Raw genomic sequence first — 14,512 nt, forward strand, 5'->3', positions numbered from 1 at the left:
CGAACTTTTTAAACACGCAAATGAAAAAAACCGCGAGTCAGCTGACCGCGGCGTCGGTTTTCATACGAATGACATTGGCGGCGCTTGCGGACCCATCGCGCCAGAACGACAACTCGGCATACTTCTCAAACAGATCCGGTGGCAGCAGGGTACGCCGGGTTTGCAGCGCCACCTTGGGCTTGACCTTGTGCAGGCCGGCAACGCCCAGCGCCTGGTCGAAGGCCGGTGCGTCGTAGGTCAAGTGATTGAAATCGTGCTCGAACCACGGCTCACCGATGAACTCGTACACCAGCCGCATCACCCGCTCCGGGGCCTGGCTCAACAGGTCGTAGTCGACGATCAACATGGACTCGGCGTTTTCGCCGTAATACGCCTCTTTGAGCGCCGTCCAGGCAAATCCCACCAGGCGGTTGCGCTGGGCAAGGGTTTCGCAGCGGCTGTAGACGGTGTTGCGCTCATCATCGTCATTGAACAGCTTGGTGTTCTCGAACGGATTGGCCCGGTAAAGCCGCTCAAGGCTGTCCAGTACCCAGGCGACGTTACGCACGCAGGCGATGATCTTGGCTTGGGGGAACAGGTCATGCAGCGCAGGCAACCGCGCGCACCATTGGCGATTTGTATCGAAGATGACAGGTTTGTCGGCCTTGTCGGCGTAGTAGGAGTCGAACAGCCCGCGCAACAGGCGGCGGCGCAGGTCGGTGTCAATCACCGAACCAAACTCGCTGCCGGCGCTGCATTGCTGCAGGACGCTGCTGAACAGCGATCCGACGGGACTGGTCATGCCGGCATGAAAGCGCGGGTTTTGCAGCAAAATGGCAGAGAGCAGGGTTGAGCCCGAGCGCGGTAAACCGGAAATAAAGTGAAACTGCGACAATCCCTTCACCTTGTTTGTAGTCCCTTTGTATCGCGAAGCGTAGCCGATGAAATAATTGCCGCCTAGTACTACTTTGCCATCAATCCCCTCGATAGCTGTAAAAAAGATGGACGGTATGAACGCTTTCTTGACCTGAATCGATTAAGCCAAACGGCAGGATTTTTCCGTGCTTTTCTCCCGGCAGGATGAAACAACCGCGTCTACGCTCAGCCGTGCGTGACCAGCCGCCATACCAATAACCTGATGGATGAGGATTCTATGGAAGTATTCATCGGCACTATCCAGTCGTTCGCCTTTGACTTCGCGCCCAGAGATTGGGCACTGTGCAACGGGCAAACACTGGCCCTTTCTCAATATCAGACCTTGTTTGCCCTGATCGGCGTGACCTACGGAGGCAACGGCCAGACCACCTTTATGCTGCCCAACCTGCAAGGTCGCTTGCCCATGGGTATGGGCACCGGCATAGGCCTGAGCCCGCGGGACATCGGCACGGTTTCCGGCACTGAAAGCGTCACCGCGACGCAGGCCAACCTGCCCGCGCACACTCATGCCCTCACGGGCATCACGGCTGCGACCACCCTGCAACTGGCGAACCCGGCCAGCAATCCGGTGAATACGCCAACGGCAACCAACTCGTTCATCGGCACCTCGGGTACCGGGCCGGGCTCGGCCGCTATTTATTCAGACCAGATTGGCGCCTCACCCGTGTCGCTGCAGGGGGTGACCACTACCGTCAGCGGCACGGTTTCCCCCGCAGGCAACGGGCAGCCAATGGAGATCATGAACCCGTTCCTGGCAATCAACTTCAGCATTGCCCTGCAAGGCATCTTCCCGTCCCGTAACTGATAGCGTGCCGGAGGGCTGCGGCCCTCCGGCCTGCTGGAGTGTCGATATGCTGCTACAGGTTCATAGCCACCATTTCCAAGCGCTGCTGGGCCAGACCAGCAGCTTGACCCTACCCGACGGAAGTACCCTGCCCGTAAGGTTCGAAACCCTCGAGCAAGCACCTCGGGCGAAGATGCCGAGCGCCGAGCGCATGCCGTTCAGCGTGGAATTCAACAGCCTGCATGGCACGGACTTCGTGGACGGGCTCTGTGGGCTGGAGGTGCCAGAGCTGGGAAGACTCGAAGGGGTGTTTGTGTCGCGAATCCCGCCGATGGGACGCGATTCGACGGTGGGGTATTTCTATATCGCGTTCAACTAGCGGCAGAGAAGCGAGTACCAACCTGTGTTCTTAGAGGTCTACTGTGGGAGCGGACTTGCTCGCGAAGGCGGTGTGTCAGTTGGCTGATTTGTTACTGGTCAGCCGCCTTCGCGAGCAAGTCTGCTCCCACAAGGGTTCATAGACCTGCAAGAATTGCTCAGCTTCCTTTCGGATACCAAACCAAGCGCTCTGCCGCCGGGTTGCGCTCTTGCACTTCGAAACCCAGCGCCAGGTAGTGCTGGCGGGCGTGGGGGTTGCTGGCCCAGACGACGGTCGCCACCGGACAGCGGATTTGTTGCGCGGCTTTTTGCACCCCTTGCAACACCGCCCGACCGTACCCCTGTCCGCGCGCCTGGGGGATGAAGGCCAGGTACAGCACGCGAATCTCATTGGGGCCAAAATCAGCGCTCAACGCACCGATAGCTGTGCCGAGCTTTTCCACGACGTAATGCATGGCATTAGGAAAGTGCTCTCCCATGCCTTGCTCCTGCACCTGGAACTGCTGCGCGATCACCTGCTGCACCTGCTCCGGCTCGCCGTCGATCCATTGCAGATCCGCTCGCGCCGCCTGATAAAGACTTTGCAAAAACGGGCCATCATTGACCCGCGATGGCCGCACTACCAGACCCTCTGCCGCGACTGACTCCATGCCTGCTCCTTAGAACCCGCTTTCCCGTACACCCAACGCCGCCAGCCGACGCCAGGTCGCTCCCAGCACCGATTCACCGTGCCCCTGCAACACCACTACGCCACGCAGCGGTTGAGCCGGAGCAGGTGTGTCATCCATTGCACTCAAACGCACGCCATATTGCGCCTGCACCGGCTCGGCGCGTTGTTGCGAGTCACGGCGCACCGCAATCGGCCCGTGATGATCGGACGTCAACGCCTGTTGCTCGACCCAGGCCACGCCATTGGTATCGATCTCGTTCAATTGCACAGCAATCGAGGCGTGCATTGGATCGTCCGCGATGAACCGCCCCGTGGCCCCGGGCTCGACCCGCCAAAGCTCGGCCTCGGTCAGGTAGCCGCGTAACCGGGAGTCAGCCTGTACCACCCGCGCCAGCGGCTGGGTGGGTGACAACCAGCGCCCCACCGACAACTGCGGCAATAGATCGCGCACCTGTCCGGCATGGGGCGCGCGTAACAGCAGGCGCTCGCGCTGGGCGGCCAGGCCACGGTATTCAGCCACCGCTTCGGCCAGTTGTTGTTCGACGATCCCGGCATCGGCGGCGGTTTCGCTGCGCCCAGCCTGGCGACGCATCTGCAGCTGCTGGATCTCGATTTCCCGACGCACAATCGCCAGGCGCGAGGCCATGTCCGGCGACTCCAGCTCGATCAACACCTCGCCCTGGGCCACGGTCTGGCCGTCATGCACATTCACCTGTTTGATCCGCGCCGCCACCGGCGCATGCAAGGCGCTGGCACGACCGGCCTCAAGCATGACCGGCACCTCGACGGCGCTGCGCCAGGGCAACAGCAGCACCAACGCCAACGCCAGTAACACCAGGCCACTGAGCAGCACTCGCGGACCATGGGCCTGCTCGCGCCGGCTCCACCACTGCCGCCATTCGTTCACGATGGGCATAAAAATGAACCACACCAATTCCACCAACATCAGGAAAATGCCCAACACCTTGAAGAACAAGTGATAGACCGCCAGGGCAATACCGAGAAACAACGCCGCGCGCCATAACCAGGCGCCGTATCCCCATACCAGCAGGCGCCGACGCATTTTCGGTGTCCAGGGTTCCGGAGCCGCCGCGCCATAGCCGAACAAGGCTTCGCGCAAGCGCCAGCGGCACAATGCAAACGCTCGCCCCTGAAGGTTATCCACGGCCCAGAAATCACTGAGCAGAAAATAACCGTCGAAGCGCATGAAGGGATTCAGGTTGATGATCAACGTGGTGATCCAGGTGGCGCTGGCCAACATGAACGCGGCGGTGCGGGCTGGTCCGTCGGGCAACAGCGACCAGGCCAGCAAGGCGATGCACGCCAGCAACAATTCGGCCAACACTCCACCGGCGCCGATCAGCAGCCGGGCACGACGATCATTGATCCGCCAGGCGTCGCTGACGTCGGTATAAAACATCGGCAACAGCACCATGAATGCCACGCCCATGCTCTGCACACGGCAACCGGCGCGCTTGGCCATGAAAGCATGACCGAACTCGTGGCATAACTTGGCGAAGAACAACGCCACTCCGAACGCCAGCGCGCCACCCAGGCTGAACAGGTGCGGAAAAGTCGCCACGAAGCGCTGCCAGTCCCGCGACACCAGAAAAATACCCACGCCCAGGGTCAGCGGCATGCCATAACGCAGGATGGCGGGCCCGAACCGGGCGAGAAAAGGCCAGGCGCGGTTGAGAAAAGCATCCGGGCGCCACAACGGAATGCGAAAAAACAGATACTGGTGCAGCAGGATCTGCCACAGGCTCTGACGCTGGGCGGCCGTTTTGAACTGATAGCTGTCGCGCTGTTGCGGGTCCATGGCGCTGATCAGATCGTGACCTCGCAAAAAGCCCAGCAATTGCTCCAGCGACTCACCATTGAGCGGTAGGCCCGGCTCACGGTTCGCGGCCTGCAACACCTGCTCCGGGTCACCGAGGGACCAGTGCCGCAGCATGCGCATCGCCGCCGCACCCAGCTTGAAATAGCGCCCGCGTACCGGATCGGCCAAGGTCCATTGAGGGGAGCCGTCCGGGTCCGGGGCCGCCGGGGACAATTGCAGGTCTGGCCGCAGGCTCGGCAGTTCCATGCTACAGACCCACGCTCTGGCGCAAGCCGGCCAGGGGGCGCCGCAACAGGTACAGCGCCAGCGGGGCGCGATCGCCGAAAATTTTTGCCGTGCCCCGCAGACCGATGCGCGGCGCCGCGTCATCGAAACGCGCGTCCAGGCGATACGCCAGTTGCCCGGCAGCAGTGGGTTGCGCCTCGTAGGCCGAACGTTCGAGCCTGGCCAGGTGTCGCTGCAACGGATCACTGTCGAGGAACAACGCCACCTGGGCACCAGGGGCCAGGTCAATCGCGTCGCCCACCGCCAGCTCAATACGCAATTCGGCCTGATTCGGATCAGCGATTTCCATCAACCGCTCACCCGTCTGCACCGGCTTGCCGAGCCAACGTTCTGCATCGGCAAATACCGCAATACCGTCTCGTTCGGCGCGCACTTCACTGCGCTTGAGCAACTCGATTGCATAGTCGTGTTCGGCGCGTTTCTGCTCGACGCGAGCAGCCAACAGATCGATCTTCGAACTCGACTCGGCATCGGCAAACGAGCGCTGAGAGTTGGCCTTGAGCTCCGCCTCGGCCACGCCCAACACGCGCTCGGCCACATCGGCCTGGGCCTTGAGACTGGTGCTTTCGAAGCGCAACAGCAAGTCACCGCTCTTGACGCTCTGGTTGGGTTTGACCAGAAACTCGGCGATCACGCCGTCCAGCGGTGCCGCCACTACCTGCCCGCCCAGCGGCACGACTTCGGCCGGAGCCAATACCGACTGACGGACAGGAACCAGCAAGCCCAGCAGCAGCACCGCCGCCAAGGCGACCTGACGCTTGCGGGTCCAACGCAAGCGCCACGGCTTGCGCGGTTGCAGCGCCAGCCAGGCATGACTGTAGGTGTCGCCCAGTTGCGACAGCAGCACTTGTTCAGAGGGGGCCCATGGCAGGTCACGGGCCAGCCACAAACCGCCGAATACCTGTCCCTGATGATCGATCAACGGCAGCCAGAACACCTGCCCCGCCGACAGGCTTCGCCAGTCCGCCTGAATGGCGAAGCTCACCCCATCAGCGGCAATCACCCGAGCCTGATTCAGTACGCCCTGTTTGAACAACTGCGCCACCGCCTGCTCGACAAACGCCACAAACGGTGCGTTCGGCTCCACCGCACTGACACCTGTCACCGCCTGGACCTTGCCAGCGATCAACAGCGCGGCATGGCGAAACCCGAACAGGGCCTGACCATCATTGACCAGGCTGTAGCTCAGTTGCACCGGGGTACGCGCGGCCCGCGTCTGGCGTTCCAGGTCAAGAAATCGGGCAAATACCTGTTCGGCGCTGCCCGTGATCGGCGCGTTCACTTGAACTCCGCGAAACGCGCCGTACCGCTCATACCGGACAACAGACCCTTGGCGTCGGGCAGCGTCGCCACCAGCAGCAAAGTCTGGCTGCCCTCGTCGATGCGCGCGCCAAGGCGTTTGACCGTCGCTTGCAGCGGCTGGCCAGTTTCATCGGGGACAAAGGTAAAGGACTGGCCCGGCTTGAGCCTGCCCATCCAGCGCGAAGGCACCAGCAGATGGATTTCAAGAGTGCGGTTGTCGACCACGTCCAGCAACGGCGCGCCGGCGGCCACGCTTTCATAGCGCTGGACCTCGCGCGCCACCACCTGCCCATCGAACGGCGCGATCACGCTGCAGCGCTTGACCTGGACCTGATAAACCTGGGACTGCGCCTGCGCCTCGCTAAGCCTGGCCTCGGCGCGCGCCACTTCGAAACGCCCGACCGATTTCAACGCTGCCAATTGCTTGTTATGGGCCAGTTCTTCACTGGCACCACGGCTCGCAGCCCGAGCTGCATTGAGCTGAGCCTGGTACGCTGAACAATCGAAACGCGCCAGGGTATCGCCCTGCTTGAAAGACTCCCCCTCACTGAACGGCAACTCGACAATTCGCCCGGCCAACTCACTGGCAAGCACCGCCTGATCCCGTGCCCGAAGCACCCCGCGCGCCTCATTGCCGCTCGGTGCACTGGCCCTGATGCCGCTCTCGAGCAGCGGATCATCGGAAGCAGGCGTTTGCGCCTGCACCCAGCACGTTACAAAGACCAACCCCCAAACCCAACTAGCTGAACGCCGCATAACCGCTACTCCCTGACGGATGGGCGGAGTCTACGACAGCGGTGGGGGGCGTCAAGGGAGTAGCCGTGATGGGTAGAAATATGTTGTTTCAAAAAGACCAGAATGGAGTCAAAAACCAGCCGGGTTCTTTGCAGATTTGAACGGGTATCAAATCCTACAGAGAAATGGGATTTTTACATTCCTTCCAACCGGTTTTGAGTGATGGATCTTTTTCGATATCAAAAGGACGCTTCTATTCCGCAACAAACGCCAACAGATAAAATGAAAAAGGGCTTGCCCTTCTACCATGCGTACCTTCGAAACTGATTCGCCGGTAATGAGGGTGATCCAGGCCCCGGTTGACGTCATGACACGCTCAACTTAGGATGACCCTACTCAACCCCGTACGCAGAGATTCAGTTCTCTGGCTGTTGGGGTGAAAAAACCGGCTTAGGCCGGTTTTTTCGTTTCTGGGGAATAAATTCGTGCGGACTGCATTTTTTGTTGATGGCTACAATGTCTTTTACGGACTATTGGCGGATACGCCTTACAAATGGCTGGATTTGCGAAGCCTGTTGGCACATATCGCACACATAGAAAATCCACGTAGCACACTTGCTTCAGTTGATTACTTCACTTCATCGGTCAAACCTCTGCTGGCTACCCGAGGTCGAGTATCAAAGGAAGCGCAGGACACCTACATCCGCGCGCTGAAAACGACCAATATCCGCGTCCATTACGGTCATCATCAACTTGAACCTGCCAAAGCCCCTCGCTTCATTGATAGGAAGACGAAAGCCTCTCGCAAGGACAAAGTCGACATCTGGAAGCTGGAGGAAAAAGAAACGGATGTCCATATAGCAATCAGCATGTACCGAACCGCTGCCAGGCAAACGAAGCTGAACGACAATGAGTGCTTGGAACAGATAGTACTTGTATCCAGCGACACCGACATGACTCCTGCCTTAAGGGCCGTCCGGGAGGATTTTCCCGAAATAACCATCGGCGTCGTCCTTCCCCACCGTGCCGAGCTAAATCGTCCATCTCCGGGCTCTTTAAAGCAATACGCTCACTGGACCCGTCGCGTTGTCACCTGCGACGAGCTCCAGTCCCACCAGTTCCCTGACCGAGTGCCCACTCACAAGGCCCCTGCCATCAAGCCGGATTACTGGTGATATGGACACCACCTTGAAGAAAGCCGGCCACCGCAAGCAAGCTCGTGACAGGATTGGTTCAATTACCGCTCGTGCAACGCCTCGGCCCGGGCCTTGATGATGGGCTTGAGCAGGTAGCTGAGCACGGTTTTCTTGCCGGTGATGATGTCCACCGAGGCCACCATGCCCGGAATGATCAACAGGGGCTTTTCAGCGGTGCCCAGGTGACTGCGTTCGGTGCGCAGCTTGATGATGTAATAGGTGGTTTTCTTGTCTTCATCGGTGATGGTGTCGGCACCGATCTGTTCCAGCTTGGCTTTCAATCCACCGTAGATGGTGTAGTCGTACGCGGTGAATTTCACCGTGGCGTCCTGACCGGGGTGCAGGAAGGCGATGTCCTGGGGACGGATTTTCGCTTCCACCAGAAGCGTGTCGTCCAGAGGTACGATTTCCACCAGGTCGCTGCCGGGCTGGATGACCCCACCGATGGTGTTCACCAGCAACTTGTTGACGATACCCCGCACCGGCGAGGTGACCAGTGTACGGCTTACCCGATCCTCCAAAGCCTTGCCGGTGGCCTGAGCCTTGTTCAGGTCGGTACGCGCCTCATTGAGTTGGGTCAGGGCTTCGCTGCGGAACTTGCCGCGCGTCTCATCGATCTTGCGCTGCACTTCCTTGATCGCCGATTCAGCGCGGGGAATCGCCAGAGTCGTGGCGTCCAGTTGTCCACGGGTTTCGACTTCAGCCCGCTTGAGCCGCAGCACTTCCACCGGCGACACCGCGCCTTGAGCTACCAGCGGCTCGGACATGTTGATCTCCTGGCGCTGCAGTGAAAGGGCCGAGCGATATTGCGACTGCTTGGAAACAAATTCGCGCAGTTCCTGCTGACGCTGAATCAACTGCTCCTGCAGCCCGCCGATTTCATCGTGCAGCTGTTGGCGGCGGCTGATGTACAGCGACTCCTCGCTGGCAGCCTGACGCGGTACGGCCTTGAGCACGTCGTCGGGGAAGTTCAGCGGCCGATCATCGACCTCGGCACTCAAACGTTCGACCCGCAATAACATGGACAAGCGATCAGCTTCGGTTTCCCCCACATTGGAGACAAACCGCGTGTCATCCAGGCGAATCAACGGCGCGCCGGCCTCGACGATCTGCCCTTCGCTGACAAACAGCTCGGCAACGATCCCGCCTTCCAGGTTCTGGATCTTCTGGATCTTGGACGACGGAATCGCCTTGCCGTCGCCCTTGGTCACTTCGTCGACCTGCGCGAAGTTGGCCCACAGCAACAGGAAGACAAAGAAGCCGATGATCCCCCAGATCGTCAGCCGCACCACCCGCGGGGCGTCTTCGATCAGGGCTTTGTTGACCTCAGGCAGAGGCTGGCCATGCAGCGAGTCCGAGCCCTTGAAATAACGGCCCACGGCACTTTTCAAACCCGACTTAAGCAACACTGATCTGCCCCTTCTTCAACGCTTCCATCACCGCGGCTTTCGGGCCGTCGGCGAGGATCTGCCCGCGGTCGATCACCAACAGGCGGTCCACCAGCGACAACAAGGATGCCCGGTGCGTCACCAGCAGCACCGTCTTGTTTTCCACCACAGCGGCCAGGCGCTGTTTCAAGCGCTCCTCGCCGGTGTTGTCCATGGCGCTGGTGGGTTCATCCAATAGCAGGATCGGCGGGTTGAGCAGCAGCGCACGGGCCAGGGCGACGTTCTGTCGCTGCCCGCCGGACAGGTTCTGCCCGCGCTCGCCCACTTGCAGTTCATAACCTTGCGGATGCAGCCGCGCGAACTCATGCACACCGGCCAGTTCGGCGGCCTGGAGCACCAGTTCGTCCTCGACGTAACGGGCGCCGGAGGTCAGGTTGTCCCGCAGGGTGCCGGCCAGTAGCTGGATATCCTGTGGCACATATCCGATGTTGTAGCGCAACTCGCTGACGTCGATCTGGCGGATGTCCACGCCATCGACCAGCAGTGCACCGTCGTCCGGCTGATACAGGCCCACCAGCAACTTGGCCAGGGAGCTCTTGCCCGAGCCGCTACGGCCAATGATGCCGATCTTTTCCCCCGGCTTGATCACCAGGTTGATGTTCTTCAGCGCAGCGTTCTGCTGGTTCGGGTAGGTGAAATTCAACTGACGGCATTCAATGGCACCCTGCAAGACCTTACGGCTCAACGGACGCTCTTCGAAATTGCGCTCCTGGGGCAGCTCCATCATCTGATCGACCGACACCATGGTCACCCGCGCCTGCTGATAGCGAGTCAACAGACCCGACAGCGACGCCAATGGGCTGAGGGCGCGGCCACTGAGCATGTAGCAGGCGATCAATCCACCCATGCTCAGGTTGCCGTCGATGATCTGATAGACGCCGAAGACAATCATGATCACCCCGGCCAACTGCTGGATCAGCAAGGTGATGTTCATCGCCAGGCCGGACAGCATCTTCACCCGCAGCTCGAGGCGGCTGAGCGTGCCGATGGTTTGTTCCCACTGATACTGGCGCTCACTCTCGGCGTTGTTGACCTTCACCGCATCCAGACCGGCCAGGGTTTCGATCAGGCTCGATTGACGCTCGGCGCCCAGGGCCATGGTTCGCTCCATGGTCGCCACCAGGGGCTTTTGCAAGGCGTAGCCGATCAGCAGGGCAATCGGAAAGGCCAGCACCGGAATCCACACCAGATGCCCACCGAGGATCGCGATGACCATGAAGATCAGCAAGGTGAACGGCAGATCGATCAGGCTGGTAAGGGTCAGCGAGGCGAGAAAGTCCCGCAGGCTTTGGAATTCATGGATGTTCTGGGCAAAGCTGCCCACCCGTGCCGGGCGATACTTCATGGCCATGCCAACGATGCGCTCGAACAGCGTCGCCGAAATGATCAGGTCGGTTTTCTTGCCGGCCAGGTCCAGGCACAGGCTGCGAAGCATCTTGAGGATCAGGTCGAACACATAGGCGCCGGTAATACCGATCGCCAGCACCCACAGGGTGGACTCGGCTTGGTTCGGCACCACGCGATCGTAAACGTTCATCACGAACAGCGGCGCCGCCATGGCAATAATGTTGATCAGCAAGCTGGCGGCGATGGCGTCGGCGTACAGCCAGCGCGACCGCTTGAGAGTGTCGCGGAACCACGAACGCGCCCGAGGAATGAGCGTGCCGTGGTTCACGTCGAATTTGTGTTGCGGTTGAGCGAAGAACACTTTGCCGCTGTAGTCGTCGGCCAGCAGTTCACGGCTGACCGTCACTTCACCGCCGTCGCTTTCGCTGAGCAGCAAACGCGCCTGGTCATCGCCGACCCAGCCGAGCAACACCGCGCTGCGACCATCCTTGAGCAACAGCAGGGCCGGCATGGCGATGGTCGGTATCTGCTCGAGCCGGCGTTGCAGCACCCGGCCTTGCAGACCGGCACGCGCCGCCGCTCGCGACAATAATTCGACGCTCAATCGTTGCTTGGGCAACGGCAGGCCGGTGGTGAGCATCGCCGCGCTGGCCGGCTTCTGATGGAGCATGCAAAGCGCCAGCAAGCCGTCCAGCAACGGGTCGTCATGCAGCGTGCGCGGATCATGGATGAGTTCGACTCGACTGACTTCTGATTCCACGCTGGGCACTCTTTGCTGATCGAAACGGGATGGATGACTCAATTCATCCCAGGCAACTGGACCCTGGGCTTGACGTCATTCTGCACAACGGATGCCAACGGCGCGACAACCCCCTGACTTTTGAGCAACTGCCCCATGGTTGCCTTGATCCGATATTGGCTGAACAACTGCACGTTCTTGATCTCCGCCAGGCGGCGGGAGGCGCTGAACAGCTCGTTTTCACTGTCGAGCAAGTCGAGCAGGGTCCGCTCGCCGAGGCCGAACTGCCGCTGGTAGGCGGTGCGTACGTTGGCGCTGTGATCGACGTACTGCTGGGCAATCGGCACTTGGGCATTGGCGTTGTTGAGGGCGTTCCAGGCCAAGCCCAACTCTTCAGTCAGTTGACGCAGGGCATTGTTGCGGATGTCCAAGGCCTGGTTCGACAAATACGACTTGGATTCCAGATCCGCCTTGTTGCTACCACCGGCGTACAGGTTGAAACGCATGCGCAGCATGGCTTGCCATTCGTTGTTGTGACCGTTCTGACCATCCAGATCGTTGTCGGCGGTACGGCCCAACTCGGCGTCGAAGCGTGGGTAGAAGCTCGACTTGGCGGCTTCGTACTGTTGCTCGGCAGCCGCGATGTCTGCTTCGGCCGAACGCAACACCGGGCTGTTTTCCAGCATCTGGGCACGAGCTTCAGTCAGATTGGCCGGCAGCAGTGCCAGAAAGTCGGCGGGGCGTTCCAGTTGATCGGGCATCTGACCCACGGCGCTGAGGTAGTTGGTCTCTGCATCGGCCAGGTTGGTCTGCTCGGTGATCAGGTTGTTACGGGCCTGGGCCATGCGCGCCTCAGCCTGATCCAGATCGGCGCCGCTGCCCACGCCACGGTCGGTGCGCAGCTTGATTTGATCGAAGATGCGCTCGTGACTCTTGAGGTTTTCCTCGGCCAGGCGCACGAACTCGCGTCGGGTCAGCACATCGAGATAAACCTGGGCCACGGTCAACCCGGTGCGCTCGGAGGCATCCAGCAATGAGTAGGCACGGGCATTGACGGTGGCTTGTTGACGCCCCACTTCGCTGGACGTCGCAAAACCGTCAAAAACCATTTGCGTCAGGCGCAGGCTGGACTCGCTACGGTTCAAGGTTTCCCAATGGTTATTGCTGCCCGAGCGGGTCGTCACACTGTCAGTACCTTCGCGACCGTACCCCGCTGCAAGGTCCACTCTAGGCAGGTAGCCGCCTTTAGCGGCCTTGAGCTGGTAGTCCGCCGCCAGTCGGCTGTTCACACCAGCCTGAATCTCAGGATGGACATCCAGCGCCTGTTGCATAGCCTGCGGCAAGGTTTGTGCTTGTACGAAACTGGCGGCGAGGGCGAAAGGTAAAGCCTTGAACACGTGCAAACGCATGGTTGGATTATTCCCGAAACTCTTGTCTTGAATCACAGCGAAAGGTGGCGCTGCATCGGATGATGGCAACCGGGATGACCGTATGTCGGAAAGTTCGAAACAGGCAGTGAATCATGCACCGAAAGAACAGGTCGCCGCTTAAATATCAATGTGACATTACTGAAGCGATTGTTTAGGATGGCCGGCAGAAGGTCAATAGTTTGGCATAAACAAAATAAACCAAAAAACAAGCCAAAATATTGACACAACAAAGCGTCAAAACAACCTTATTTAGCGAAGCAAGAGCGTCCAGACCGGCGCAGCCCCAGGCTGTCCGGTACATGGAAGTCTACTGAACGTGGCACCCGGAGAGTCTTCAATGAGCAGTGTTATTGCCGTCGTCAAAAGCATTGTTGGTCAGGTTTTCGTCGTATCCCCCGAAGGCATCCGGCGTGTGCTCATTGAAGGTGACCGCCTGTCTACAGGCGATCAATTGGACACCGGCGCTGCTGGCGCCGTTACATTGGAGCTGGCCGATGGGCGCACGCTGGACCTGGGGCGCGACACCCAGTGGAGCGCCAGTGCCCCGGACTCCTCCACCGATCTCGCCCAGGCCACTGTCCAGGCTGCGCCGTCGGTAGAAGAACTGCAGCAGGCCATTGCCGCCGGCGTCGACCCGACGACCGCCCTTGAAGCCACCGCCGCTGGCGCCACTGCTGCTGGTACGGGCGGGGCCGCCGGTGGCGGCCACAGCGTTGTGATGCTGGATGCCACCGCTGGCAGCGTCGACCCGACCATCGGGTTCCCGACTGAGGGCTTGAGCGCAGCCGCGGCCGCTGACGACGACATCACCGGCGGCGACACCGACGCCGATACCACTGCCAACGCGGTGCTTGATTCGACGCTGACTCTGAGCGCCACCCCAACCTTGACCGAGGCCGGCGGCGTGCTGGTCTACACCGCGACCGTCACCCAGGCGCCTCAGACCAACCTGATCGTGACCTTATCCAACGGCGCAGTGATCGTGATTCCCGCCGGGCAACTGACCGGTAGCGTCAACGTTCCCCTGGCGCCGAACGACACCGTCTATAACGACGCTAGCCAGATCAGCGTCACCGTCACCGGCACTACCGGCGGCACCGGCATTGCCGTGACCTTGCCCACCACACCGGCAGTCACCCAGATCACCGACACCGTTGACACCACCACCGTCACGCTGACGGCAGGCAACACGGTGACCGAAGGCGGCCAGATCACCTACACCGCCACCCTGACCAACCCGGCCCAGACGCCGGTGACCGTGACCTTGAGCAACGGCTCGGTCATCACCATCGCCGCCGGGCAAACCACCGGCACCGTCAACGTCGACACCCCGGCCAACGACGTCTACAACAACGGCAGCACCGTCAGCACCACCATTACCGGCGCAACCGGCGGCAACTTTGAAAACCTGGTGCCGAGCACCACGCCTGCCGTGACAACGAT

The 14,512-nt window shown here is 60.5% G+C and carries 12 protein-coding genes; 4 read left to right on the forward strand and 8 right to left on the reverse strand.

Annotation, left to right across the window (positions count from 1 at the left end):
* Positions 1–37 precede the first annotated feature (37 nt).
* Positions 38–883 (reverse strand): sulfotransferase family protein, encoded by an 846-nt coding sequence (locus BMY45_RS26595; protein ID WP_092403325.1) that lies wholly within the window; start codon positions 881–883, stop codon positions 38–40.
* Between the two features lie 249 nt (positions 884–1,132).
* Between BMY45_RS26595 and BMY45_RS26600 the strand changes: the two genes are divergently transcribed.
* Together BMY45_RS26600 and BMY45_RS26605 are read left to right on the forward strand one after the other, a co-directional pair.
* Positions 1,133–1,720 (forward strand): phage tail protein, encoded by a 588-nt coding sequence (locus BMY45_RS26600; RefSeq protein ID WP_092403327.1) that lies wholly within the window; start codon positions 1,133–1,135, stop codon positions 1,718–1,720.
* Between the two features lie 46 nt (positions 1,721–1,766).
* Positions 1,767–2,078 (forward strand): DUF6916 family protein, encoded by a 312-nt coding sequence (locus tag BMY45_RS26605; protein WP_092403329.1) that lies wholly within the window; start codon positions 1,767–1,769, stop codon positions 2,076–2,078.
* Between the two features lie 157 nt (positions 2,079–2,235).
* Here the strand turns inward: BMY45_RS26605 and BMY45_RS26610 are convergent, their stop codons facing one another.
* The 4 genes from BMY45_RS26610 to BMY45_RS26625 are packed head-to-tail and all read right to left on the reverse strand — an operon-like array spanning position 2,236 to position 6,930.
* Positions 2,236–2,727 carry a GNAT family N-acetyltransferase gene (locus tag BMY45_RS26610; RefSeq protein ID WP_092403331.1) on the reverse strand — a complete coding sequence of 164 codons (492 nt, stop codon included), beginning with the start codon at positions 2,725–2,727 and terminating at the stop codon, positions 2,236–2,238.
* Between the two features lie 9 nt (positions 2,728–2,736).
* Positions 2,737–4,833: a site-2 protease family protein gene (locus BMY45_RS26615; RefSeq protein WP_092403333.1), complete on the reverse strand. Its 2,097-nt coding sequence runs from the start codon at positions 4,831–4,833 to the stop codon at positions 2,737–2,739.
* Position 4,834: 1 nt separating this feature from the next.
* Positions 4,835–6,154: an efflux RND transporter periplasmic adaptor subunit gene (locus BMY45_RS26620; protein ID WP_092403335.1), complete on the reverse strand. Its 1,320-nt coding sequence runs from the start codon at positions 6,152–6,154 to the stop codon at positions 4,835–4,837.
* Entirely contained in the window at positions 6,151–6,930 is a 780-nt protein-coding gene (locus BMY45_RS26625) for an efflux RND transporter periplasmic adaptor subunit (RefSeq protein ID WP_092403337.1), read from the reverse strand. The genes BMY45_RS26620 and BMY45_RS26625 overlap by 4 nt, the downstream gene beginning before the upstream one ends.
* A gap of 464 nt (positions 6,931–7,394) precedes the next feature.
* Here BMY45_RS26625 and BMY45_RS26630 point away from each other — a divergent pair, with 464 nt between their 5' ends.
* The gene (locus BMY45_RS26630; RefSeq protein ID WP_092403339.1) at positions 7,395–8,084 is read left to right on the forward strand and encodes an NYN domain-containing protein; all 690 of its coding nucleotides are present in this window, start codon (positions 7,395–7,397) and stop codon (positions 8,082–8,084) included.
* Between the two features lie 62 nt (positions 8,085–8,146).
* On the opposite strand, the gene BMY45_RS26635 is transcribed toward BMY45_RS26630, so the two are convergent.
* From BMY45_RS26635 to BMY45_RS26645, 3 genes are read right to left on the reverse strand one after another with little or no spacing between them, the layout of a single operon-like run.
* Positions 8,147–9,514 carry an HlyD family type I secretion periplasmic adaptor subunit gene (locus BMY45_RS26635; protein WP_092403341.1) on the reverse strand — a complete coding sequence of 456 codons (1,368 nt, stop codon included), beginning with the start codon at positions 9,512–9,514 and terminating at the stop codon, positions 8,147–8,149.
* Positions 9,504–11,660, reverse strand: coding sequence for a type I secretion system permease/ATPase (locus BMY45_RS26640; RefSeq protein WP_092403343.1), 2,157 nt, complete (start codon positions 11,658–11,660; stop codon positions 9,504–9,506). Before BMY45_RS26640 ends, BMY45_RS26635 begins: the two co-directional genes overlap by 11 nt.
* 38 nt (positions 11,661–11,698) lie before the next feature.
* Positions 11,699–13,048 carry a TolC family outer membrane protein gene (locus BMY45_RS26645; protein ID WP_092403345.1) on the reverse strand — a complete coding sequence of 450 codons (1,350 nt, stop codon included), beginning with the start codon at positions 13,046–13,048 and terminating at the stop codon, positions 11,699–11,701.
* A 358-nt stretch (positions 13,049–13,406) separates the two neighbouring features.
* Here BMY45_RS26645 and BMY45_RS26650 point away from each other — a divergent pair.
* The coding region (locus tag BMY45_RS26650) for a retention module-containing protein (RefSeq protein WP_143071709.1) at positions 13,407–14,512 on the forward strand (1,106 nt) is incomplete at its 3' end.

The organism is Pseudomonas sp. NFACC39-1, from assembly GCF_900110355.1.
In the GTDB taxonomy this organism is placed as follows: domain Bacteria; phylum Pseudomonadota; class Gammaproteobacteria; order Pseudomonadales; family Pseudomonadaceae; genus Aquipseudomonas; species Aquipseudomonas tehranensis.

Excerpts from the sequence above, each read along its gene's own strand:
- BMY45_RS26600 (WP_092403327.1), top strand. The coding sequence starts at position 1,133 with ATGGAAGTATTCATCGGCACTATCCAGTCGTTCGCCTTTGACTTCGCG.
- BMY45_RS26605 (WP_092403329.1), top strand. The coding sequence starts at position 1,767 with ATGCTGCTACAGGTTCATAGCCACCATTTCCAAGCGCTGCTGGGCCAG.
- BMY45_RS26610 (WP_092403331.1), bottom strand. The coding sequence starts at position 2,727 with ATGGAGTCAGTCGCGGCAGAGGGTCTGGTAGTGCGGCCATCGCGGGTC.
- BMY45_RS26615 (WP_092403333.1), bottom strand. The coding sequence starts at position 4,833 with ATGGAACTGCCGAGCCTGCGGCCAGACCTGCAATTGTCCCCGGCGGCC.
- BMY45_RS26625 (WP_092403337.1), bottom strand. The coding sequence starts at position 6,930 with ATGCGGCGTTCAGCTAGTTGGGTTTGGGGGTTGGTCTTTGTAACGTGC.
- BMY45_RS26645 (WP_092403345.1), bottom strand. The coding sequence starts at position 13,048 with ATGCGTTTGCACGTGTTCAAGGCTTTACCTTTCGCCCTCGCCGCCAGT.